We start from the raw sequence: 22,495 nt of genomic DNA, 5'->3' as shown, positions 1-22,495 counted from the left end.
CTTGATTCTTTGTCATTTTGAGACCTTTCACTACCGCGCAAACATTATACTAATCTATCGGCAGATTTGTCTCACACTCCCCTGGCACATAGCGCTAGAAGTAGTCCCGGTTTGGCCCCCGATTTTGCCACCAATCAGGATACCACCCCTAAGGGTTGCTAGCGGGTTTTCTATTTTCGCTGCTTTCTTCATAGCTTGTTGCCTTCCACAGTTTTTCATATTCATCTTCTCTGGTAAGGCTTTGAAGAGAGATCTTAAACTCTCTTTACCTTCGCCCAGGTTCGTGAGATTCATACCTTGGCAAAATGCTGTCAAGATCATCCCAATTCGCTTTCGATGTGACAAAATTATGAGACATAGGCCTTTCAACTATATCCGAATCTAAGATACCTAGCCTAAGCCTTAGTCTTGAAATGTCTTTCGAGCTTGAACTATATATTGGTGAAGCACACACTGAGCAAAAGTACTTCCTTCGGCCTTCTCTTGATTCATAAAAATTCATCAGATCAGCCCCCTGTACTATTGAAAGGTCTTTTCTGTCGACGAATCCGTTAGTCGCATAGGCGGTTCCACTGCTTTTGCGACACCTTGAACAATGACAATGAATTATCGAGTCTATTTTACCAGAAAGTTCCAGCTTAATTTGGCCACAAAGGCAGGATCCCTTGTACATACTATACTCATTCCTATAACTAGTTAACCAAATGATCGTGCACTAGGCGTGAGGGGATGTTCCCCTCGCTCAGCTACCTAAGCAATGACCACATGTCCCATGATTACATGATCCATGATTGCATCTCCACCTCCAGCCTGCCCAATCATAATTACTCCTCTTCTTGTTCGTCTACAAGGACACCGTCCTCATACTCAACACCATATTCATGCTTGATATCATCGATACCTCTTTCGAGGATGTTTCCCATCGAAATACAGAGAAGTTGATCTGCTTTTTCTGCTGTTCCAAGCTCTCGATATAGCTCTGCCAAGATATCGACGTAGACGTCTCGAATAGCTGTCTCACAAACGATAATGTCGGAGCCATGCATCAATTCCTTAATCTGATCTGCCAGCTCAATTGACTTTGGACCCGCTTCTTCGTTCTCTTTTTGTGTTCTTCGTTGTGCTAAATCGACAGTTTCCATAGCCCACTCCTAAGTAGTTAATTCGTATCTGTCTGTTCTCATCTGGGGCAGTGTTAATACAACAATGATTTCAGACCCAAACTTACGGTCTGGGATTATGATTGCTCTTTGCTTGGTTCCATATCTTCTGGATTCAATTTTTCAACATGCCCAGAAGTTCTTCTTACTAAGCAGATACGTAGGACGGGCACTTATCTACATTATTGGCCCCATAAGCATCAATATGTTCTTTCTAGATGCCAATGATAGATTCAATTACTGGCCAGCGATTGCTACAGTTCTCCTTATAGCATCTGCCAATTTTTTGCCTGGTGGTGATCAAAGCAAGCGTCATCAACATAGGGTGACGGCTTTGTACTTAGGTCTGCTAAGTCTCTTTCTCTGCCTTAGTATAGAGATCCAGACAGACTCCACCTTGACTCGACAAATTCTAGGTGCAGGAAGCTTCTTTACTCTTTCCGTTGTGCTAGCAAGAATCTGTTTACTACAGGGGATCACAACTCTATTCAATGGAGTTACGGCAGCTATTTCTGTGCGAGTGATTGTACTTTACCTAGAAGTCTTTGGCAACCTACTTACAACCGGAATTGGCTTAATCCTATCGGGTCTTGTCATTCTAATGATTATGTGGGTTTGGAATAAAACTCGACTGAAGACTTTCAGCAACAAGGGAACGCACCATGAATAGAGCGGCCAAAGTCGTTATCTTGACCATGCCTGGATTGATATATTTAGGGATGTGGGTCATGCACTTAGAAAAACAAATTGCCGAAGGCACTCAGGCATATATTGAAGTTGCTGGCTACGATCCTAGAGACCTTTTCTCAGGGCACTATATTCAGTATAGGCTTGTTTTAGATAAACAAAGAAATTTATGTGAAGATGATAGAGTTCTAAACTGCATCTGTCTCAAATCTAAGGCCGAATCTGAAACTTTTCCGGAACCCCTTCCCCTACTGGTAGCAGATTGGAATAAAACGTGTGCATCAAAGCCTGCTTGTTCAACTTTCCTAAAGGGCAAATGTCAAGGTAATAGCTTCTTAGCCGGTGTTGAAAGATTTTACATCCCAGAAATCTACCAAGATGACCTTGCCCGTCTTCCCGAACCGAGCTTTATTAAAGTCTCCCTTTTGCCAGATGGTCGCGCGATTGCAAGGGATTTATTGATTCACCGCAAGAGTTTTAAAGAGTTGAACCTAGAGAAGTGACATTTTTGAGCGGGAACGCTATTGCGATCTAGAAGATATTCTCAGATAGCGATCCTATCAATCGTAAATGGAGTGCTTGCACTTAGCTCTACATTTTCCTTTCCAGGCATATCATATGAAATTAACCTCATAAGAATCAAGTAAGTAAATCTGTGTTTTCACAGTTTAGGAATCCTTTACAGGGGCTCTTTCCCTTGCAGATAAAATCCTTAGTCTGTAAAAGACACTCAAATAGTATTAATAGAATATCTTGCACTTTCGATGTGGGGGAACCATGGAATTCAGTCGTAGAACATTGCTTTCATCAGCAGTCGCGATAGGAGGGCATTCCCTTACGGGGCCACTCTGGGGTAACGAAAAGATTGATTCACTGAGTTCGTTTCCTGTAGGAATCATGAATGCGCCTTTAAAATCATCGGCAGGCTCACTTGATATATTGGAAGGAGATATGCCAGATGATATCTTCGGCCACTATTTCTTCATGGAAGGAATCGCCCTTGAAACAGGGCATTTTACTCCTGCGGGGCGGGGCGCGATTTGTCGTGTCGATTTCAATCAGCCTCATTCAATCTCGTTCAAGAGAGCTCTCGTCCAAACTCCCTCAGCTATCCTGATGGATCATGTAAGCTCGTCCCGAGACCAATTCAAGCTCTACGGTTCTTTATTTTACTTAAGTAGTTCATTAGGTTTTATGAACTTCAACAATACCGCACCTATCTGGATGGGAGACAATCGCATTGTCCTTACTTTCGAAGGAGGTCAGCCTCATGAGATTGATCCCCTTAGTCTTGAAGTGGTTAGCTCAGTGGGAACCCCAGATGAATGGCGCCCTAGTATCAACGGCGTCGCAGGCTGGTTCACACCTAAAAAATGGCTTTTCCCGCAGGTAAGGACCACGGCTCATCCATATTTCGATGAAAGAAATGGGGATGCCTATACGGTAAACTATGGCGGACTCTCCGCTCTTAGCGGGTTCCTCAACCTAGTGTCGTGGGATCGGGTGGGTCGCTTAAAGCATTGGCGAGTGAAGACCTTTGATGGCTCATCTCCTCAAATTATCGGCACCGTCCATTCCATCGCGGTAACGGAGAATTTGATTATTATCTTCGATACGGCCGCTAGGGTTGAATTTTTAAGAACCATTGGCTTAAAAGGGATCACTCCTCAAACCAACACAACTCCAACCTACATTATACGAAAAAAAGATCTACGCAGGGACAGTGACACTGTAATGGCCCATCGGTATGTATTACCTTTTGATACGAGCGATGTTTTGGTAGATTATGATGACCAACAAGGCAGTGAGTTTCGTTTCTTTGCTCAGTATCTATCCGCTTCAGATAAGTCAGAACCTAGTTACAGAGGTGAGTCCCTCTATCATGGCGGGCGTGTGGACGAGAGTATCGCTGGCTATCCCATTGCACCCCACGACATTGGCGGAATTGTCAGTGGTCGCGTCGATCTCAGAGCTTCGGAGCCACGTCTGATCGATCATTCCCTTGTTACGATACGGGATGAAGAACTCTGTTGGGATGTGAACGACCCTATTTACTATGGCCATTACAACTTTCCTAATCGGTTCGAGCATATTTTCTACATAGCCAATGGCTATCGCCCCGAGCTACTTGTCAAACGGGGTGTGAAAGCCTATCGAGACTATCCAGACAAAATATTAGAATCTCGCGACCTTCCCAAAGACCCTAAACCGTCAGCTCTATTTCGCTATGATTGCAATCAAGAAGCCATCGTCGATTCCTTTCAATTTCCAGAAGATGCAATCTCACGTTCTGGACAATATCTAAAGAAGAAAGGGGATAGTTTTCAAGGCCAGAAGGATGGCTACATCATCTGTCCTGTCTTTCTGAGTCAAGCTACCAATCCAGGTGGAAACGGCAAGGAGCTTTGGGTCTTTGCTGCTGATAACCTTTCGTCAGGTCCAGTGTGCAAGCTTGGTCATCCAGATTTTGATTTTGCAGCCACAAATCATGCCATGTGGGTCCCCAGTATTGGTCCTAGGCCAGAAGCAAGCTATAAAGCAGACAGCTATCGCTTCTACGAAGATAGACTGGATGACCATTCGGAAGAGGTAAGGCGAATCGTAAGGAATGAAGTTTATCCAAGAATTCTCTAGTTGAGTTGAAATTGTAAATAGTAAAGGAAATGATCGCTATGAACCTACTTTCGAAAAAGATAGTTTTGCTTGCTGGACTAGGAGTGTCGAGTAGCTTCGCAGCCTACTCGATTTTTAAGGATGATGCCTCGGTCAGCAACTATCAGAATACCTATCGTTGTGCAAACGTGAACGTGGTTGAACCAAAAAACTATCAAGACATTCAAAAAATTGTTGGTGACGCTGTTGCGAACGATCTCAAAGTCATGGCTAATGCTAGTAACTTTAAAAGTCAGATTGATGCTGCCTGTGCAGACGAAGGTGGTTATCAGGTTGTCATGGACGGGCTCGATCAGTTAGTAGCCATAGATCGTGAAAATATGTTGATGACTGTGCAAGCGGGAATGCGATTTGATGTTTTCAATCGTATCGCTGGAGAACAAGGGCTTGCTGTCAATATGGTTACAGAACTAGGGACCTTCTCCATAGGTGGAATGCTGGGGAGCGGAACCCATGGATCGACCTTAATGAAGAAAGGCTCTATGTTATCAGACTACGTGACAGAGATGAAAATCGTCTCAAGTCAGCTTGATGAAGACGGCATGGCCAAGATCATAACTCTGAGAGGTGAGCAACTGGATGCTGCTAGGGTCAATCTTGGAGTCCTCGGGATCGTAGTGGAAGCCACCATTCAAATGGAGCCACTGTTTAAGGTAAGAGGGATCGCGAAAGCATATGACAACGACAGTAACCTGGAAGAGGTTATTTTAGATCTGGCGAGAAACTCTTATTCCACCAACATCGGCTGGTTTCCTGGTCTGGGTAAATATACGGTAACTAGCTATGAGGTGGTCGATGACGAACCAGTTCCAACGAAAAACGATGCTTTCAATGCGCAGGCTGATAATTCCTGGTTGAAAGAGGCTCTATTTTCTGGGGTATTTAAGCTCCTTCATGAGGTCCCCGGCACTTGGTTGCAGTGCACTGTTGCTAACCAACGCTACAAAAGCCGTGCCGAGTCCTATTGGGCAAAAAAAGGCACTCGCAAGAGAGTAGAAGGCGCGATCGGTATGAGTTACGACATGCAATATTTTGCATGTAAAGGTGGGTATGCCGATTGTGTCTGGGATTTCTTACCGATTCAGCTCCAGGAAACTGCGATTGCCTTGGATGATTTGCCTGATTGGATTCGGGATGTGAAGAACCTGCTAGCTGCAAACCCTAGAACATGCTTTCCACTCAATGGCATCTATTTCCGGTTCGGAAAAGCTTCAGATAGTTACCTTGGGATGGCTTCTGGGCGGGATACAGCCTATATAAGTATCGAATACACGCTTCGCCAGGGAGGGGTAGCATTTCCCCTTGAAGAAGGCATCGACCGTCGATCTCTTGGAAAGAAAGTGCCCAAAAATTACTTTGTCAATCTGGAGATTGAGCAGATGACCCTTCGTAAGTACGACGGTCGACCTCACTGGGGCAAGAATTCTCCGGCTATTTTCGAAGACGTCGCTAATAAGTATCCTCGCTTTTCTGAGTTTCTTGACGCGAAAGAGGAATTAGATCCGAACAGTGTTTTCGTGAACCCCTTTTTCCGCAGAGCTACGGGAGAGCAGAGTCTTGATGAGCTGCTGGTACCTGGCTGTAACGTGACTGGAGAATGCTATTGCCAAAACGATAGCCATTGTGAGAAGGGAGCTAAGTGTGTCGAGGCTGCCTTTTTCAATTCCCAGGAGGCACGGCTTTCAGGAAGTCGACCAGCCATGGTCTGCCAGAAGTAGTTCTAACTTAGTTTCTTGGCTTCTTGTGAATTCGATTTTTTAGGGGAACTTTGTTCCCCTTTTTTGTTGGTTATGAAGCTTTGCGACTCCTACTCAAAGTTTGGAAAAGTTTTCCCCATTGAAAAGCTTCTGCAAGCTTTCAGGATATTCAACCTTATTTTGAAACCTTCAGAATAGTAGCAAGATCTTCCTTCCACTGCACTTGGTGTCTTTCATCAACATTGGTAATCTTAGCCCCTATGAAAATCACTTCCGTTTCATCATCCGGATCTTTAGATGAAGTTTGATGGATAATCTCTGCCACCAAATGGATGGGGCGCTGAAACTGTCTACAGTGCACATCCAAAGTTATATCAATGAAGTCCCCAATTTTAAGAGGAAGAATTCCCTTCCCATTGTAGATAAGTCCTACACCATTTTCCGAGAGGTCCTTCAATTTTAGCCAGTAGCATGAGAATCTAAGTCTGGTATTCTTGATGATAACGCTAATAGTTTTGTCGAACTCTATTCGATCGTTGTAACGGCTACACTTAGTCAATAGACAGTACCCTCGCAGGAAGATAGACTAGTTATTTGAAGAGTATAACACTGGAGCGAAGCATGACCAAAAGTATTATGGTTGTCGACGATGATCCTGATATTCTCGACATTCTGACTAGCTTTATTCGATTGGCTGGATACACTCCACTGCCCTTCAGCGACCCAGAAGAGGCTGTGCTAAATTATGATCAACAAAACGTCGATCTAATCGTAACTGACTATATAATGCCAAAGATGAATGGCGAGCAGATGATTAATCAGATATTTGAATCAAACAATGAAGTTCCTGTAATCATGATTACAGGCTTTGAGGAAGAGCTTATTCTCGAATCAGATTCCTCAAAGTCGATTATCGTTGTAGGCAAGCCGTTTGAAAATGATTCCCTTGGAGAGTTAATCAATGCACAGTTTTCAGCCTAGTGCTTAGTCACATTGAATCCTCGGCGTTGTTGTCATCGTCTCTCAATCGTCGCTGTACGGGAGTACTATCTCCTCAATCATTCCTCGACGCCTAGCCGAGAATCCAATGTGACTAAGCACTAGTGCCCATAGCTCCTAGAGGGAGAGGACGTTTCCTGAGTCGATAGACTCATTGGTGGGATGGCCTCACCCAGGAAAATTATGTTTATCTCGTCGTCTATGATTTCTTGATCTTATCAGTCAACTGCTTGATCTTCTCGTTCAGAATTTCTTGATAGCTCGCGTACCTGTTCTTCCTTTTCTTCCGTGCTTGGTAAACTTTCTCGGCCTCTTTTTCTAGGCCGCTAGAGGGGATGAAGAATTCATTGGTGGTGCCGTCTTTCTCACGAACAATCACTTGAATCAAACGGTAATCGTAATTCTCATCCATTTTGATCACACCCCAAGCGGTGTTCGATAGGCCCGGTGGAATAGAAAAGGATTTAAGAACATGACCTTCAGGCAATGCCTTGGCAAACTCCGCCTGCCCTTTTTCTTTGATCACTCTCTGGGCAAGATCGTAGCTAAGGGCGCTGGCCAAACCTATGGTACCAGCTTGTCTGGCCCAACTTTGATGGTTAAACAAAATGGGGGCTGAAATGAACGCTAGGCCTTTGATAGCCAACTGCTTATTGTGTTCTGTAATATTATTTCGTCTCTTTACAGACTTCAGATAGGTCGCTAGATCTTCGCCAAGGAGAAAGGTTGGCTCTCTACCACCAGCGTAAAAACGTAGCTGGATGGATGCTACCCGCGTCCAGTCCTTACGATTATTCTGCAAGCTTACAAGATAGGCCTGGTACTGAGGGCTGGAGAGATCGTCAATACGATCGAGCGATATCTCAAGTGGGGCAGTTGAATCAGAAGATTCGGAGTCAATTTTGGGGTCTATGCCCTTCGTTCCAGGTAAGTGGCTGGCGCAGGAAGTCAAAAGTATCAAGAACATAGTCATAAAGACAGAGCGTATCATTGTATCTCCGCAGGTGATTTTTATACCAATTGCAAAAGACACTAAGCCAACTTAAATATTGCGAACAAGCCGAAGAATAGTTCAATCCAGCATGGGCCGACCTTGACCCAAAATGAGCCGCGCTCGGTCTATATTCGGCCATTCAGCTGCCGAATAGGTACACAATCAATGGTAAGCCACCGTAATATCTGTACTATAGAATCCTACCCTGCTGGAACACGTCTTGCTGTAAGACTTCTGCCTGCACTTATCTCAGGCTCCCAAATCAACTTTCATCGAGGTCTGTTTTGCCAAGTTTATAGCCAAACCCAGTTCTGAATCGAAACACTTTTTCTAACAACGAAGACTGTGCTGCCAATAGCACCAAGTTCTTCCATTTGTTCTATGGGAAAGTGCGTCGACAAGCTGAGGTTTGGCTAACTCTTACCTTGGCTTAGTGGTTTTCCCATTCAGAACTTCGCTTTAAGCATCTCAGAGTTTGCCACCCTTCCGTCACGGGCATGTCTTATGCCGCCGGCTTTCTCTGCTTGTCTTCGCCTTCCCAGATCGGAGACACCATTGACAACTTACAAGCATGTTACCTGGACCATCGCAAGCCAATCAACTCCCTCGATTCTTCGCTACTGTAGAAAATGCCAATCCAAGAGAGAGTTCAATTCGTCTCGAAAGTTTCGTGTTAATGGAAACCACAAGCTACTGGATGTCTGGCTTATCTATAAGTGTTGCCAGTGTGATCAAACTTGGAATAGAGAGATTCTAGCAAGGACACACGTCACCAAAATTGATTCGACAACCCTACGTTGCTTCCGTGACAACGATCATCAACTAGCTGAGCGATATGCAAATGATATTCACGGTATCAAAGGAGTTACCCGTGGAGATATTGTGGCAAGTTCTCCGTTCATCAAGGGTCTCGATATCGATCTAGATTCGAGCTGCCCAGCCATCATAACGGTGAATCTTGAGGGCCAATGCAATAAGCGCATAGACTCACTGTTAGCTGAGGTACTAGACATCTCCCGATCAAAGCTAATGGATTTAATCAAGAGGCAGTTCATTCGCTCGTCAAGAGACTCGAAAGCATGGTATCGACGACCGCCTCAGCACGGTCAAACTATTTTGCTGGGCAATAATTTATCTGTGGGTGGTTAGCCTACGGTGGCTCAAAGTAATTTTTAGTCACAGCTTGAGCCTCTAAGCCCGCGATGGGCTTAAGCTGTGATAGAATTTATGGAGAGGAAACAACAGCCGCAAGGAGAGATCATGCAAGGCCTTGGGATCAGCCGTAAGATGGCGATCGGGTTCATCCTAAGCTACTGTATCTGCTGGTCACCCTACATCTTAGTCTACGATCTTCTCCTTAAAAACAGCCTTGCTCAAAAATTTGTCATTTTTGTTGGTTTTATCCCGGCAGTGATTGCCTTGGTGCTTGCCATCAGGGACAAGCCCTGGATTGCGACGATTATAGCTAATTTTTCGGCAGTGGTTACCCTCACTCTGATCACATCTGTCACTGGCAATGCCTATTCCTCGGCCGCCATGTATGTGATGATAGCCATTCAATCGACCTTTCTATTGAATGGAATCCGAGTTGGTATCATTGCTGTAGTTTTCTCGATTATCAGCTATTTTTCGTGCACGTTACTTATCAACTCTTACGCCTTCGAATTCCCAATGGAATCACCTCTTTTTCGCTATTACGCCTATATGAATCATTTCTTTTCGTATCTTCTCTGTGGCGTCTGCGCTGGTATATTTAGCGTTACAACCTACCGCTACCTGAATGAATCAAAGCGTCAAAAGAATAACGCTGAGTTCGAGGCCCGAAATACCCGAGCTATCCTTGACTCCATCCATCAAGCGATCTTTTCGATTGCAAAGGGTAAACATGGCTATGCCATAGGAGACGACTTCTCCAAAAATTTGGTCCATTTCATTGGCAACGATTCTGTGGCCCACACCAACCCCTTTGAACGGGTATTTTCGAAGATGAACTTAGGCTCGGAAGACTTGAGCCACATCAAATCCCTACTGGAAGCCTCAATGGATGAGGAACCCATTTGTTTTGAAGCGAATGCTCACATCGCACCTCGCGAGGTTCACATTGGAGAGAAGATTGTTAAGATCGATTGGTCCTTTGTTGAAAACCGTAAGGGCGTCATTGCTAAAATCTTGGTCGTTCTCACAGATATAACCAAAGAGAGGGCTCTGGAGCAGACCCACCGCCAGAACAAACTCGATATCGAGAGGCTCTCGGCAATCGCAAACATTAGTGAGGGGCAACTAGTTCGATTTTTCCTATCGGCCCAGAAGCTCCTTTCGGAAGCGCGAGACCTGCTATCGAAAGGCAATTCCCTCAGCGTCTTCAACGAAGTCACTCGGGATCTACACACCCTGAAAGGCATGGCACGCACCTTTAATTTTAAAGAGATCTCATCGGAAGTTCACGAAGTAGAAGATGTCTTCATGAGCACAAAGCCTCCTGTGGAGGACAAGACCCACCTGTTTCAACAATTAGACAGCCTCATCAGCTTAAATAATGAATATCGCCGGGTCGCCGAAGAAAAGTTAGGGATCAAATTGGAATCAAAGCGGGTTACCGTGCCTACCACGCTGCTCGACGATATCTACCGAGAGTTTCTTGAAGTGGCCGTGGCTATGCCCAATGAACTAGAAAGTTCACATTTCAAAGGGGCTCTGATGCGGCTCAAGGGAATTTACTCGATTACCCTCGCCGATGTTTTGCAAGAACAGATTCGAGGGGCAGACAAGCAGTGTCGAGACATGAATCAACAGTCACTTGAAGTTAGCTTTGAGGGTGAAATCTACTTTATATCCCGCTCCCATATAGAAACTTTCGAAAACGTATTCGTTCACCTTTTTAGAAATTCAGTGGACCATGGTTTCATAAATGGTGGCCCTTGCTCTGTCTCGATTCGTAGTGAAATTGACGAAGATCATCTTCATATTACTTATGAAGACTCTGGCCAAGGAATCTCTTTACAGAAGCTAAGAGAGAAAGCAACTCAGGCTGGTTTCATCGAGAAAGACAACCAAGACCAGCAAACCCTTCTCGATGCAATTTTTCAGCCTCGCCTATCGACGGCAGACACAGTCACCGATATCTCTGGACGAGGCTTAGGGATGGATTATGTCAAATCTGCATTATCAGACATAGGCGGCTCAATTCAAGTCGTTGCAACTCAAAGTCTAAATGATCGCATCAAAATCAAATTCGAAATGTTTTTTCCCAAAGATGTTCTCGACCACCCCGTCGAGCACAAGGAGACTCCCCACAAATTAGGAGCTTAGCTTTAGCCTCCTGAACAAAAAGGCAGCTTCCGGTTCACCGATGGTGAACAATCCCTCCAAAGGTTCCTAAAGATTCATCGCATGATCAAGCCCAAAGGCTAAAGTACTAACAAGAGTAAAAGACACTTGGGAGGGACGATTTTGAATACAATTGATCTCATTCGACATAAACCTGGTATCGATGCACTATTTTCTATTTTACGGGAATATCGTAGGAGAAGCCAAAAATACTCCTATGCAAATCTGTCTCGCCATCTCGGTTTGAAATCCCGAAGCTATATTTCTGAGTGCCTTAGTGGCAAGAAAAAGCTCAATCAAAAACACGTGAAGCCGTTGATCGAGCTGCTCGGCTTACCTCCTTCTGAAACCGAGATGCTCGTTAAGAAAACCTTGCTCGATATCGCCGACCTAAATCCAAACGATCGCCACCGCTTAAGCCGCGATATTTCTAGTATAGAAAAATCGTTTTCTCAGTCTGAAATAGATTTTTCTGCACTCCGCAACCCCCGGTTATCGGTTTTGTTAAGCGTGAGCCTCTATCTTTTTGATGATAACCGAGCCACCCTACGCCAGCTTGTTAAGCTCTTTGGCCGAGACCAGTATCACGAGATTGAACTCGCTATCGCCGATCTGCTACGCCTTGGTCTTTGGCAGTCTGAGGGAGACTATTACAAGTACCCAGAGGCCGGAGCAATGCCTTTTAGAAGCAATGAATATTCTAGGGAGAGCGAGGTAAGCTATCTAAAAGAAACTATCGAAGAAGCTAAACAAGCGCTTCAGAAAACATACCGCACCCAGCCTGAGTCGAGTATTTTCCAAAGTCATGTCCTGACTGTGAATCGCAAGCAGTATCAGCAGCTGATCGATGATATGAAGCAATCGATCAGCCGCATGCAGTCAAACATTGAAGTATCGGGAAACGAAACAGACTCTCTGGTGCGTTTCAACGTGCAAGTCTATCCCATCTTCGACTAGGCACTAGGCTTTGTATTCCTGATGGATCACATCTGCTGCCTTTTCACCGATAGCATAGACCGAACTCACGATGAAATGCCCTGGAATACGAGGAAACACCGATGCATCCACAACTCGAAGATTCACCATTCCATGGACTTTAAACGAAGCATCCACCACTGAACTTCGTGGATCGAGTCCCATCGGGCAAGTACACGAGGCATGATGCCCCCACGCCGTATTCATCACATGCTCCGCAAAATTCGTATTTGCAGTCGGGTTTAGCTCGTCCCACTCATGACCAACAACTCCGAAATTCATCACGCCACGGACACTCTCCATACCCTTCACCACAGCCTTGAGGTCAGCATCATCATAGCCACCAGGGAAGTAGTTGAAGTCTATATCAGGGGTATCGTATGGATCGCGACTCTTCAGTCGCACGCGACCACCACGATTCTCCGTGTGGCCTTTGAGAATTGCATAAGTAAAACGCCCAGGCACTTGGTTTAACTTCTTCGAGTAATCCATTTCATAGCCACGAAATTCCGCAGGTATTGCAAAGCAAAGCAAGTCTGGATCGGGGGTATAGCCAGACTTTAGAATAAAGCTTATCAGCGTGCCATTGGTGTCATAAACCGTCTGAGTGTCTGGCTCCAACCAGTCTTGGTAGCATGGATCGGCTTCTGTCGGCTCAAACAAGCACTCTTCAGTGATCGAAATAGGCTGACCATCTTTAGATTGGTAAACCATTCCAACTTCATAGCGATCTTGAAGGTTTTGCCCTACCTGTGGGAGGTCGATCCGAGTCCGAATCCCCATCTCAGTCAGGTGATCCATAGGTCCGATGCCAGCATTCATTAAAATTTGCGGCGTATTGAAAGCCCCCCCCGCAACGATCACTTCCCGGCGAGCACCGTAGGTTCTAAGTTTTGGTTTGAGATCATCTGGCCCTTGGTAAGCAGCGCCATAGACCGAGGGTCGCTCATCGACCATAACACCCCGAACGCGGGATTGAGCATCACTGGCTTCGTCAAAGATCAGATCTGTCACAAAGCTATCGGCCTTGATTCGCAGTCGATCGGGATGCTTCGCCTCTACCTCTAGTAAGCGTTCTCTGGCCCCTCTGCGCCTGATCAAACCAGATGTCTTGTGAGTGGCCGTGGAAATCAGGTAAGCGCCTTCTTGAGCATAGTCGCCGCGACTCTTCTTATTGGGACTAAAGTTCTTTAGAACTCTCTGGATGGCTTGATTAGCACCTTCCACAAAACCAAACTCTTTAAAGTCTCGCAAGATGCGGAATGGGTCCCTCGGGAATATCTGTTTGATCTGTTCGACATTGCCCCGCAAAAGTATGGTGTTCACTACAATATTACGCAATTTAGGTGAATCAAAGAGCGACTTAACGATGAAACCAAGCTCTGGCTGCTGAGGCATCAACCAAGACTCCACCTTCTTGTGGTAAGCCTCCATCTTTTCCGCTTGCCATGACGGATCCTTCGTCGTTGCAGCAATATGATTCCAATCTGAATTATGAGGCCGAACATAGATCATGGCATTCACTGCCGTGGACCCACCTATAGCTGAGCCGCGCGGGTAAAAAATTCCCGGCCCACCCTGATCGGTATCAGCATATTTTGGATCTCGTTCAGGGTTTTCTTCGAAGTGTTTGACAAAGAATTTCCAGGCACGAGCTGGATCCTCTGATGCAGATGCATGCAATGCTGGCACTGTTCCAGCGATATTGGTCTCCTTCGGCCCAGCATCGATTAAAATTACACTGTAACCGTATTCAACCAAGCGCGCCGCAAGGGTTCCACCCCCAGCTCCTGAGCCGACAATCACAAAGTCAGCTACATCGTCATAGGTCTGATCGAAGTCCAGCTCTTCCTGAGCTATGGCTTTACCCTTAAACAAAAGAGACGTGAATGCAGAAAGTCCAGCTGAAACAGCAAATCGTCTCCGGTTTATCAGATACTTAGATACCATGAAATCTCCCCAAAAATTAGTCGACTGATTCTCAATGCTCCTAGCCACATTGCCTACCACTACCAATTTAGACTAGGTCTCAGCATGAGGTGGGGGGATATTAAAAGAAGAGTTTTAAAATGTTAAGCTAGAATGAATTTTGTTTAGAACTAATAAACAACGATTCTATCCAAGATTACTCTGACTCACCAGAATTCTAGATGGTATTTTCATCCACTTCTACCTTGTGCTTTACTTTCAACTTATTTAACCAATCCTGGTTTTTTACCAGGTATTCATTAGGATAGCGAGCATCGACGTCTCCATTAAAAAATGCAGTCCAAAGCTCGTCGCGATTGTAGAACTTTGCCTATCAAACTCAAACTTGGCTGCAGTTTTTCATCAACTTCAGTTACCTAACCAGCATTGCCTGCGCCATTGGTTTTGCTTACTCCCTGGTCTATTTTTCTCGGTTAGGAAAAACGGATTAGTAATCCTGTTGCTTTACGAAGTCTAACAAGGCCCGGGTTCGTTTCGATAGGTAAGTACGGCTTGGGAAAACAACCCAAACATAGGAATCGAAGTTTGTCGCGCTGATTTCGTAGCTGGGAAATAGATTGATCAGTTGTTGATCTACTAAATCTCGCCGCACCGTAAACTCCGGTAGCAAAGATATTCCATGGCCTTGCAAGGCAGACTCTTTCAAACCCATAGCGTTGGAGATCCGCAAGTTTCCACTAATGGGGTACTCCGATATTTTCGCCTTGCCTAAGGCTTTAAATTTCCAGCTGGTAGAAAATCCCGGAATCAAAAACGACAGACAGTTATGCTGAACTATATCTTTTGGGGTACGAGGTTTGCCTTCCCGCTGAAGATACTCTGGGGAGGCGCAGGCGATATACTTCAATTTAAATAGTTTCTGCGAGATAAAGTTCGAGTCATCGAGCTGGCCAAAGCGAAAGGCTACATCAATCTTTTCATTGATAATATCAACGCGATCATCGGTCATGAGGTAATCGATGCTGACCTTTGGATAGTCGATGCTAAACTGCGTCAGCCAAGGAGAAAGGTAAACCAATCCCAGGGACACCGGACTGGTGATCCGTAAGGGGCCTTGGACTTGGGATGAGGTGTCTTGGAGTTCATCAAAGGAGGCAATGATCTCCTCCAACAAAGGCTCTAAACGGGTATGTAACGAGTGGGCAGCCTCGGTGGGTTCGAGCTTTCTGGTATTACGCTCAAATAGCCGAGTCTGCGAATGCTCTTCCAATCCAGCGACGATCCGCGAAACCGTTGACGGTGCAATATGCCGATCCTTGGCGACAGCGGCAAAGGAGCCTTTCTTCATTACCTCAATAAAAACAGCTAGGTGTGAAATATCCATTCGTGCATATCTCGCAATAATGAAGTGCTGAGATGTCTCTTTATTTCAATTTTAGCATGACGATAATAGGAATGTAAGTTGGCAATCAAGACATGAGGTATATCATGAGCAAGTTAGGTTTTATAGGTTTTGGAGCTATGGGAAGTAGGATTGTAAAAAACTTTCTCCTCGCAGGTCACGAGGTAAAGGGTTTTAATCGCGACTCGGAAAAAGTTAAGGCGATCAGCGGAGTGGAGCTGGTGGACTCACCGGCTGCTGCTGCCGCGGGTGTTGATGTGGTTTTTGTGATGGTGCGTGACGACGAGGCCTCTCGCCAGGTGTGGACTGACCCTGATCATGGGGTATTAAGCGCGATTGATAACAAGACGATTGCGGTCGATCTCAGTACCTTAAGTCTGGCTTGGACCAAGGAGCTGGGAGTCATCATGAGCGAGAGAAACCTAGCCTTTCTTGAAGCCCCGGTAGTCGGTACCAGACCCCAGGCAGACCAGAAGCAACTAGTGGTCCTAAGTGCCGGAGAAAAGGAGGCATTGGATACTGTTAAGCCTATCCTCGAGACTACAGCAGCCAAGGTCGTTCCTTTGCAAGAGCGAGGTCAGGGTGCAGCCTTGAAACTAGTTATCAATACGCTCTTTGGAACCCAGTCGATAGTCTTTGCCGAGATGACTCAAACGATGCGTAAGCTAGGGTTTTCCGATGAAGCCATCATGAATATTCTGCCGGAGTTGCCGGTCACAGCACCGATTATGAAGATGATGCTGAACCTAATGACAGAAAAACGCTTCGACCCGCTATTTCCCATCGATCTGGTCGAAAAGGACTTTGGCTATGCCGAGGAGCTTATCGCATCCCAAGGGGTACAGCCCCTGATTACTAAGGCTTGCCGAGAGATATACCAGCAAGCCAAGGATCATGAGCTAGGCGATAAAAATATTTCAGCAATCATAGCGCTATATCATTCTTAGCTCTTGCTACTTCCATTTGATGGAGCAGCCGATGCTGGCAGTTTGCTCGCGCGGGCCCTTGCCAGTCTCGGCAATAAGGTTCATAGCATTAACTAGCTCTGGGACGCGGTTTTCGCCATGTCCCATTTTTAGGTTGTCTAAACGTCCGCGGTACTGCAACTCCCCAGAGGAGTTAAGTCCAAAAAAATCGGGAGTGCAGACGGCGTCGTAGGCCCGGGCAGTTGTCTGCTCCTCGTCGATTAAGTAGGGAAAAGTGAAACCATGCTTTTCGGCGAAGAGTTTCATCTTTGGTGGGCTGTCTTCGGGATACTTTTTATAGTCGTTGGCGCTAATGGCGACGACGCCAATGCCTTTTTCTTGTAGAATTTTGGCATCCTCGACCAGGTGACTGATGATTGCCTTCACATAAGGGCAGTGGTTGCAGACAAAAGCAATAAGTAATCCGTTTTCGCCCATCAACTCGTCGATAGCATAGCTTTTACCATCGGGATCTGGGAGGTCAAACTTGGCCGCCTGCCAGTCGAATTTTATATCTTTGGAATCTAATAGCATGGTTCACCTCAAGTTTAGTCTTAGCGTTCATTAAAACCTTTACCAGCCAGAATCTTTGGGATGCACTTCTCTGCCCTTGATTCCCGCGTGGCTGATTGTTTGGCACTGGAAATATGTAAGATAAAACTCCTCTGCCGACCAGGCGTAAGGGCGGCATAGGCCTTTTTTAGCTTAGCGTTCTTTTTGAAGAGCTTGGTCAATTCTTCCGGAATCGCTTCGGGTTGCTTCTTGAAATCAACTTTCGCGCCAGACTCTTCCAGTGCGATGGCCTCTTTCAGGTAGGACTTGATGGTTGCAGAAAGCTTCGTGACGTCCTTGCTAGAACGAAACTCGAGTCGCTTTGCGCTTTGGGAATTAGGGCCATTGTCTATCAAAATGCCCTTGCTATCTTTCAGCAGCTCTCCCTTGAAAAACATCAAACCCAGGCAGGTTTTGAAGGGCTGCATAATGGCAATAGCGGGTAGTCGTCCGGGTTTGCGAGTTTCTCTTGGTTGTTTGCTCCACCAAGGTCACTCGTTTGCCAAATACGAAGCCACCGCCGGCAAAAGTCTGGTCGATCTCGACCTTACTTCGTTCTGTTTCCGATTTGAAATTACCATTCTGAAAGACGCCAAAGGTGCTATTATTACCAAAGGTTCGGCTCAGGCTGCTTTCTAGTTTTTGTGGCTCGATCTTGCGCTTCGGTCGCCACCGTCGGGCGTTTTTCTTTTGTTGTTCGAGTTTCTTCCACTGATCGATCTCTTGGGGAACACGCAGGTCTTCGATATGGGCCCGCAGATCACGATCCCAGACTTCCCGTGTGGTGACCTTGGGGGCATTGCGCTCCCGCCGATATTTGTCGGTGACCCGCTCTTCCCAAGCATCCATCTGCGGCCAGATATCCTTGGCTTTGACATTCTTCCAGCCACTGATTTCAACCGCACTGTTGTAGATAGGAAATTTTAGCGTTGCGTTCGGATCATTGACCTCTTCCAGCGCCAAGGCCGGTGAGGATAATCCAAGAACGCCTAGCGTCAAACTCTAGAGAAGCTTGCTCGCCAACCAACACTCCCCGGGTCAATGAAAGGAAACAGTTTCGCTCTGCCAGATCAAAAGCAATCCTAGCAGGCTCAACCAGACGGCAAGGGCCGGACCCAAATCGTCCGCATTTGCCGGTGCGAAGAGCTCAAACATGCTCGGAGCGATCGCTGCCCCCTGAAAGAGCCATATTAAAATGCCGAGAGAACCGAGTAGAACCCCCAGTAGAATCCAGCGTCGTTGCTGCTGCATGCGACCGATCTTCCGGATCGTCTGCTGGCTAAAGCCATGATCCGGAAGTTCTTGCTGGCATTGCTCCCAGAGCTCTTCGATCCATGGATCTTCACTCTTATCCCTCATAGACGCTGCCTCCCAAAAATTGCCGGACCTTCTTTTTCGCCCGGGATAGAATGCCTTTCACGGTACCCAAGGGGACGCCCTCTTGAGCGGCAATCTCGCCATGAGACCGATCCCAGTAAAGCCAGGCCACGAGGATCTGCCGCTCCCGCTCGTCCAGAGCATCCAAGGCCTTCCCGACATCGAGTCGGGTGATCTGATCGTAGACCACCTGGTAGTCCTCATCGAGCAGCAGTGGTTTGCGCTTCTGCTGCAGGGTGCGGAGTGATTCTCGGTAGGTGATCGTCAACAGCCAAGAACGCAGACTGCCCCCGCGAAAACTACCAAGTCGCCGGTAAGCAATCAAAAAAACCTCCTGCACGACTTCATCACCTTGCTCTTCAGATTTGAGCAGTTTCCGTGCAAATTGCCGCAAGGGTGACTGGTAGCGACGAACGATGGCCGCAAAAGCCTCATCATTGCCGTCAAGCTGGACTTGACGAACCAAGGCCGTATCAGAAAGCACGGACTCAGGCATGCTTGTTGCGCCGGTGCAAAAACCACAAGATCAAATAGCCCAGTCCAATAAATAAAGGGAGAAAGCCACCTGTCCAAGATCCATCGTTGCTGGCATTCGGATTCACCATAAATACGATGATCGAAGCGCCCAGACCAACGGCTGACAGAAGGATCCCCTTGCGCAGATCAGCTTGGGCGGTCGGCAGCTTCTGCTGATGAAGGGAGAGCAGCAGAGATTCTGGAATCTCTCGGTTCTCTTTCACCATAGCCCGCAAGGTCTCCTGGAGATCGCGGGTGCGGCGGTAAGGAATGAAAAGACTGATAAATACAATCGCTACAATTGAAAAAAACACCACCATCGGAATCATCACATCCTGAGGGAGAAAGTAGTCCGGTTGAGGCTGCTTGCTGTGAATGGCAGACTTTACCAATTTATAGAGCTGCTTGTCGTCCAACTTTTCGGCTAACTCCGGAGATACACTCAAATTGACGGCAGGTATCCGATCCTCTGGCTGCTCCGTGATGAGCTCCGGGGCAGGGGGTTGCGCCATTGCTGCGCTAGAAAGCATTAGAAATATAGCCATCAAGTACCAGTAAAGTCTCATGTGCGTCTCCTATTTTCTATGATTTAACTGCAAGGCGCTGGCATTGTCACGCCCTGTCTCTGTAAGAGACCTCGCGCCAAGCAATTGGATGTCCCGTACCAATTTTTTTTCAAAAAAGATCCTTCCACCTGTCCTAAATGAAGTGGCCGATGCCTTTAAATTCGCAGGGGATTTCCTCGCCGCAGCCTCAGCAGGCTCGCACTCAAAAATATTTTACCTATTATTTCAGATTGTTAAAGCCACAGAAAAAAGCTCAAGAAAATTCATTCTTGACCGATAGGTCAAGTATTGGCACGATGATTCTTAGGAGGTGGCCGATGCCCAGAGTGAAAGAGTTTGACCCCGATAAAGCCCTTGATCAGGCCATGCAGGTTTTCTGGCGGCATGGCTACGAAGGCACGACAGTCAGTCATTTGATGGCGGCGACGGGTCTCCTCAAGGGCAGCCTCTACGGGGCCTTTGGATCAAAGGAGAAGCTCTTCCTCAAAGCACTGAGCAAGTACGGAGAAGACTTCCGCAAGAAAGGCTTTCAGAAGCAGGACCCTCTCGATTACCTCCAGCAGTTTTTTCAACGTTTGGTGGACGAGGGGGGCCATACCAAGGGCGAGCGTGGCTGCCTGATCATGAATAGTTGTGTTGAGTTTGGCCGGCAGGATCATATTCGGGCCAAGCTCAGTGGCAGACTCTTTCAGGAAGTCGAAAAGAATCTCCAGTCAGCGGTCGTCGCGGCTATCGCGGCAAAACAGATGCCAGAGGATACAGACGTGGACGCCCTGGTCTGCCGGCTGGTAGGGGGGGCTTTTGCCCTGCGCGAGATGGGCAAGTTCAAAAGAGATCGGGCCTATTTGAGTCATATTGCGAATGGAGTTTTGGATGAGATTGGCCTCAAGATCATCTAAGGCCGTCTATTTTTTTAATTTATATTTGACCTATCGGTCAAGAAAGATGGAGAGATGTCAACGTTACCCGTATACACAGAAAGCAATGCCCCTAGCGAAGAAAGCCAAGAACTTCTCAGTCAAGTCAAGAAGAAGTACGGCTTCATTCCGAATCTTTTAGGCGAATTTGCCGCCTCCCATCCTGTCTTACAAGCCTACATGCAGCTCGGTGAGAACCTATCAAAAACCTCACTGACGCCCCTCGAGCAACAGCTGCTGCTCGTCACTATCAGCCGTGATAACAACTGCACCTACTGTGTAGCCGCTCACACCGCTGTCGCTGTTGGTAGCAAACTCGACCAGGAACCCATCAACGCGGTCCGGGAGGGGCGACTGCCTTCGCACCCGAAACTGCAGGCCCTCGTGCGATTTGCCGAGCAGGTTGTTGGCGAACGTGGCTGGGTGAGCCAAGACCAAGTCCAGGCCTTTATCGATGCCGGCTATTCTGAAGCCAATGTTCTCGATGTGGTCCTCGCTGCCTCTATGAAGACACTGAGCAACTACACGAATCACATCTTCGAGACGCCCGTTGATGCCAACTTCCAGCCTTTTGCTTGGAAAAAGTAAATCCATCTCAACGATTCGCTAATAACATCGGGAGCTCTAGGAGCTCCCTAAGATACAGGAGATCCATCATGCTCGAGAAAAAACTAGGCGTGGCTCTAGCTGCCCTGAGAGCCACTGTGTTCCTCGTTTTCTTTGTCTGGACCATCGACAAGTTCGTGAATCCTGCGCATGCGGCCAAGGTCTTCGAGACATTCTATAAACTGCCGGGCCTCACAGAAGCCTTGTTTATTGGAATTGGGGGACTGCAGCTGGCACTGATCGTGGGCTTTCTAATCGGATGGCAGAAAAAATTCACCTACGGCGCAGTTTTAGTCATGCATTCCATTTCCACACTCAGCTCCTACGCCAAATATCTGGCACCTTATGAAGGCGTGAATCTTCTATTCTTCGCGGCCTGGCCCATGCTGGCAGCTTGTCTCGCTCTATATCTGCTCCGAGATTATGATACCTTGTTCACTATAGACCAGAGAAAAAGCCTAGCGTTCCAAGAAGCATGAAACGCTTTCGATGCCGCAAGAGACCACGCAAAATCTGATCCCAGAGATCGAGTTTGCGTGGCCTCAACATCAATCGAGTCTATTTCAAAAAACTAAGCCTCCTCCTTCAGCTCCTTGATTTCTTTGCCTAAGAAGTAGCCGATCATGGTCCGAATCAAGACCAACATGCCCAACTCATAGAAGTCCTCTAAGGTATGGGTAATCGCTGAGTGAATCACGTCAGAAATTATCAACACCTCTAAGGCTAGTAGGATATAACCTCCCATCTCGACCCGCATGTTCCGCATCAGCTGCATACACTCAAGACCCTTGAAACGTCTGAGTTCGAAAATCAAGTATTGATAGAAGAACTTGAGCGCAGCCACGACCAAAATGGCAATCCCAAGAAGGTCTATAACTTCGCTGATAGGTTCTAAAAACTCTTTCAAGCTTCCTCCTCAGGTCAGCATTGCGTCTGTCATGATTTCAACAATGAAGGGCTTCTCGGATATCATGCATTTTTCAAAGGCTGCATCCAAATCCCCAGGCTCCCGCACCGTCACGCCATCGCCACCACAGAGTTTGGCGAACTCAGCGGGTATGAAGTTTCCAATGACGAGGAAAGCCTCCTGATCAAGCAGCTTGAAGACTTTGAAATCCCTGTGTATCGGGGCTATGGCTTTGTTGACAGCAAA

At 46.7% G+C, this 22,495-nt stretch carries 27 protein-coding genes; 12 read left to right on the top strand and 15 right to left on the bottom strand.

Annotation, left to right across the window (positions count from 1 at the left end):
• Nucleotides 1–54 precede the first annotated feature (54 nt).
• The 3 genes from B9N89_RS31770 to B9N89_RS30290 all read right to left on the bottom strand — a co-directional run bounded on the left by B9N89_RS31770 (nt 55) and on the right by B9N89_RS30290 (nt 1,142).
• The gene (locus B9N89_RS31770; protein WP_200820822.1) at nt 55–321 is read right to left on the bottom strand and encodes a hypothetical protein; all 267 of its coding nucleotides are present in this window, start codon (nt 319–321) and stop codon (nt 55–57) included.
• Complete coding sequence (locus B9N89_RS32535) at nt 266–673, bottom strand: GFA family protein (protein ID WP_132326179.1); 408 nt, start codon at nt 671–673, stop codon at nt 266–268. The genes B9N89_RS31770 and B9N89_RS32535 overlap by 56 nt, the downstream gene beginning before the upstream one ends.
• A 151-nt stretch (nt 674–824) precedes the next feature.
• Nucleotides 825–1,142 (bottom strand): hypothetical protein, encoded by a 318-nt coding sequence (locus B9N89_RS30290; RefSeq protein WP_132326181.1) that lies wholly within the window; start codon nt 1,140–1,142, stop codon nt 825–827.
• A 64-nt stretch (nt 1,143–1,206) separates the two neighbouring features.
• Here B9N89_RS30290 and B9N89_RS30285 point away from each other — a divergent pair, with 64 nt between their 5' ends.
• The 4 genes from B9N89_RS30285 to B9N89_RS30270 all read left to right on the top strand — a co-directional run bounded on the left by B9N89_RS30285 (nt 1,207) and on the right by B9N89_RS30270 (nt 6,238).
• Nucleotides 1,207–1,830: a hypothetical protein gene (locus B9N89_RS30285; protein WP_132326183.1), complete on the top strand. Its 624-nt coding sequence runs from the start codon at nt 1,207–1,209 to the stop codon at nt 1,828–1,830.
• Nucleotides 1,823–2,350, top strand: a complete 528-nt coding sequence (locus B9N89_RS30280; protein WP_132326185.1) for a GDYXXLXY domain-containing protein — start codon at nt 1,823–1,825, stop codon at nt 2,348–2,350. The genes B9N89_RS30285 and B9N89_RS30280 overlap by 8 nt, the downstream gene beginning before the upstream one ends.
• A 274-nt stretch (nt 2,351–2,624) precedes the next feature.
• Nucleotides 2,625–4,481 (top strand): carotenoid oxygenase family protein, encoded by a 1,857-nt coding sequence (locus tag B9N89_RS30275; protein ID WP_132326187.1) that lies wholly within the window; start codon nt 2,625–2,627, stop codon nt 4,479–4,481.
• Nucleotides 4,482–4,519: 38 nt separating this feature from the next.
• The gene (locus B9N89_RS30270; RefSeq protein WP_132326189.1) at nt 4,520–6,238 is read left to right on the top strand and encodes a D-arabinono-1,4-lactone oxidase; all 1,719 of its coding nucleotides are present in this window, start codon (nt 4,520–4,522) and stop codon (nt 6,236–6,238) included.
• Between the two features lie 154 nt (nt 6,239–6,392).
• On the opposite strand, the gene B9N89_RS30265 is transcribed toward B9N89_RS30270, so the two are convergent.
• Nucleotides 6,393–6,776, bottom strand: a complete 384-nt coding sequence (locus tag B9N89_RS30265) for a PilZ domain-containing protein (protein WP_159455751.1) — start codon at nt 6,774–6,776, stop codon at nt 6,393–6,395.
• Between the two features lie 62 nt (nt 6,777–6,838).
• On the opposite strand from B9N89_RS30265, the gene B9N89_RS30260 reads away from it, so the two are divergent.
• Nucleotides 6,839–7,198 (top strand): response regulator, encoded by a 360-nt coding sequence (locus B9N89_RS30260; protein WP_132326193.1) that lies wholly within the window; start codon nt 6,839–6,841, stop codon nt 7,196–7,198.
• 217 nt (nt 7,199–7,415) lie between these two features.
• Here the strand turns inward: B9N89_RS30260 and B9N89_RS30255 are convergent, their stop codons facing one another.
• Nucleotides 7,416–8,207, bottom strand: a complete 792-nt coding sequence (locus tag B9N89_RS30255; RefSeq protein ID WP_132326195.1) for a hypothetical protein — start codon at nt 8,205–8,207, stop codon at nt 7,416–7,418.
• A gap of 558 nt (nt 8,208–8,765) precedes the next feature.
• Between B9N89_RS30255 and B9N89_RS30250 the strand changes: the two genes are divergently transcribed.
• From B9N89_RS30250 to B9N89_RS30240, 3 genes are all read left to right on the top strand, one after another.
• Complete coding sequence (locus B9N89_RS30250) at nt 8,766–9,359, top strand: DUF1062 domain-containing protein (protein ID WP_159455750.1); 594 nt, start codon at nt 8,766–8,768, stop codon at nt 9,357–9,359.
• 78 nt (nt 9,360–9,437) lie between these two features.
• The gene (locus tag B9N89_RS30245; RefSeq protein WP_132326199.1) at nt 9,438–11,519 is read left to right on the top strand and encodes an ATP-binding protein; all 2,082 of its coding nucleotides are present in this window, start codon (nt 9,438–9,440) and stop codon (nt 11,517–11,519) included.
• A gap of 141 nt (nt 11,520–11,660) precedes the next feature.
• Nucleotides 11,661–12,494 (top strand): TIGR02147 family protein, encoded by an 834-nt coding sequence (locus B9N89_RS30240; RefSeq protein WP_159455749.1) that lies wholly within the window; start codon nt 11,661–11,663, stop codon nt 12,492–12,494.
• A 3-nt stretch (nt 12,495–12,497) separates the two neighbouring features.
• Here B9N89_RS30240 and B9N89_RS30235 read toward each other — a convergent pair whose 3' ends face one another.
• Nucleotides 12,498–14,462: a GMC family oxidoreductase gene (locus B9N89_RS30235; protein WP_132326203.1), complete on the bottom strand. Its 1,965-nt coding sequence runs from the start codon at nt 14,460–14,462 to the stop codon at nt 12,498–12,500.
• Nucleotides 14,463–14,928: 466 nt separating this feature from the next.
• Nucleotides 14,929–15,825, bottom strand: coding sequence for a LysR family transcriptional regulator (locus tag B9N89_RS30230; RefSeq protein ID WP_132326205.1), 897 nt, complete (start codon nt 15,823–15,825; stop codon nt 14,929–14,931).
• A gap of 104 nt (nt 15,826–15,929) precedes the next feature.
• On the opposite strand from B9N89_RS30230, the gene B9N89_RS30225 reads away from it, so the two are divergent.
• On the top strand, nt 15,930–16,790 hold the full coding sequence (locus B9N89_RS30225; protein ID WP_159455748.1) for an NAD(P)-dependent oxidoreductase: 861 nt from the start codon (nt 15,930–15,932) through the stop codon (nt 16,788–16,790).
• A 6-nt stretch (nt 16,791–16,796) separates the two neighbouring features.
• Here the strand turns inward: B9N89_RS30225 and B9N89_RS30220 are convergent, their stop codons facing one another.
• From B9N89_RS30220 to B9N89_RS30195, 6 genes are read right to left on the bottom strand one after another with little or no spacing between them, the layout of a single operon-like run.
• Nucleotides 16,797–17,342: a thioredoxin family protein gene (locus B9N89_RS30220; protein WP_132326209.1), complete on the bottom strand. Its 546-nt coding sequence runs from the start codon at nt 17,340–17,342 to the stop codon at nt 16,797–16,799.
• Between the two features lie 20 nt (nt 17,343–17,362).
• Nucleotides 17,363–17,758 (bottom strand): YdeI/OmpD-associated family protein, encoded by a 396-nt coding sequence (locus B9N89_RS30215; protein ID WP_159455747.1) that lies wholly within the window; start codon nt 17,756–17,758, stop codon nt 17,363–17,365.
• Nucleotides 17,727–18,359 (bottom strand): hypothetical protein, encoded by a 633-nt coding sequence (locus B9N89_RS30210; RefSeq protein WP_132326212.1) that lies wholly within the window; start codon nt 18,357–18,359, stop codon nt 17,727–17,729. Before B9N89_RS30210 ends, B9N89_RS30215 begins: the two co-directional genes overlap by 32 nt.
• A 39-nt stretch (nt 18,360–18,398) precedes the next feature.
• A complete protein-coding gene (locus tag B9N89_RS30205; protein ID WP_132326214.1) occupies nt 18,399–18,719 on the bottom strand; it encodes a hypothetical protein in 321 nt (106 codons plus the stop codon).
• Nucleotides 18,709–19,233, bottom strand: coding sequence for an RNA polymerase sigma factor (locus B9N89_RS30200; RefSeq protein WP_132326216.1), 525 nt, complete (start codon nt 19,231–19,233; stop codon nt 18,709–18,711). The genes B9N89_RS30205 and B9N89_RS30200 overlap by 11 nt, the downstream gene beginning before the upstream one ends.
• Complete coding sequence (locus tag B9N89_RS30195) at nt 19,226–19,819, bottom strand: DUF6249 domain-containing protein (RefSeq protein ID WP_132326218.1); 594 nt, start codon at nt 19,817–19,819, stop codon at nt 19,226–19,228. The genes B9N89_RS30200 and B9N89_RS30195 overlap by 8 nt, the downstream gene beginning before the upstream one ends.
• A gap of 317 nt (nt 19,820–20,136) precedes the next feature.
• Between B9N89_RS30195 and B9N89_RS30190 the strand changes: the two genes are divergently transcribed.
• The 3 genes from B9N89_RS30190 to B9N89_RS30180 all read left to right on the top strand — a co-directional run bounded on the left by B9N89_RS30190 (nt 20,137) and on the right by B9N89_RS30180 (nt 21,821).
• Nucleotides 20,137–20,718, top strand: a complete 582-nt coding sequence (locus tag B9N89_RS30190) for a TetR/AcrR family transcriptional regulator (protein ID WP_159455746.1) — start codon at nt 20,137–20,139, stop codon at nt 20,716–20,718.
• Between the two features lie 54 nt (nt 20,719–20,772).
• Nucleotides 20,773–21,324 carry a carboxymuconolactone decarboxylase family protein gene (locus B9N89_RS30185; RefSeq protein WP_132326222.1) on the top strand — a complete coding sequence of 184 codons (552 nt, stop codon included), beginning with the start codon at nt 20,773–20,775 and terminating at the stop codon, nt 21,322–21,324.
• Nucleotides 21,325–21,392: 68 nt separating this feature from the next.
• Entirely contained in the window at nt 21,393–21,821 is a 429-nt protein-coding gene (locus B9N89_RS30180; protein WP_132326224.1) for a hypothetical protein, read from the top strand.
• A gap of 92 nt (nt 21,822–21,913) precedes the next feature.
• On the opposite strand, the gene B9N89_RS30175 is transcribed toward B9N89_RS30180, so the two are convergent.
• Both B9N89_RS30175 and B9N89_RS31635 read right to left on the bottom strand, forming a co-directional pair.
• On the bottom strand, nt 21,914–22,249 hold the full coding sequence (locus B9N89_RS30175) for a DUF1622 domain-containing protein (protein ID WP_132326226.1): 336 nt from the start codon (nt 22,247–22,249) through the stop codon (nt 21,914–21,916).
• A 9-nt stretch (nt 22,250–22,258) separates the two neighbouring features.
• A partial coding sequence (locus B9N89_RS31635; protein ID WP_159455745.1) for a thiamine pyrophosphate-dependent enzyme occupies nt 22,259–22,495 on the bottom strand: 237 nt, incomplete at its 5' end.

The organism is Pseudobacteriovorax antillogorgiicola (assembly GCF_900177345.1).
GTDB lineage: Bacteria > Bdellovibrionota_B > Oligoflexia > Oligoflexales > Oligoflexaceae > Pseudobacteriovorax > Pseudobacteriovorax antillogorgiicola.
This window is presented reverse-complemented; position numbering and strand designations above follow the sequence as displayed.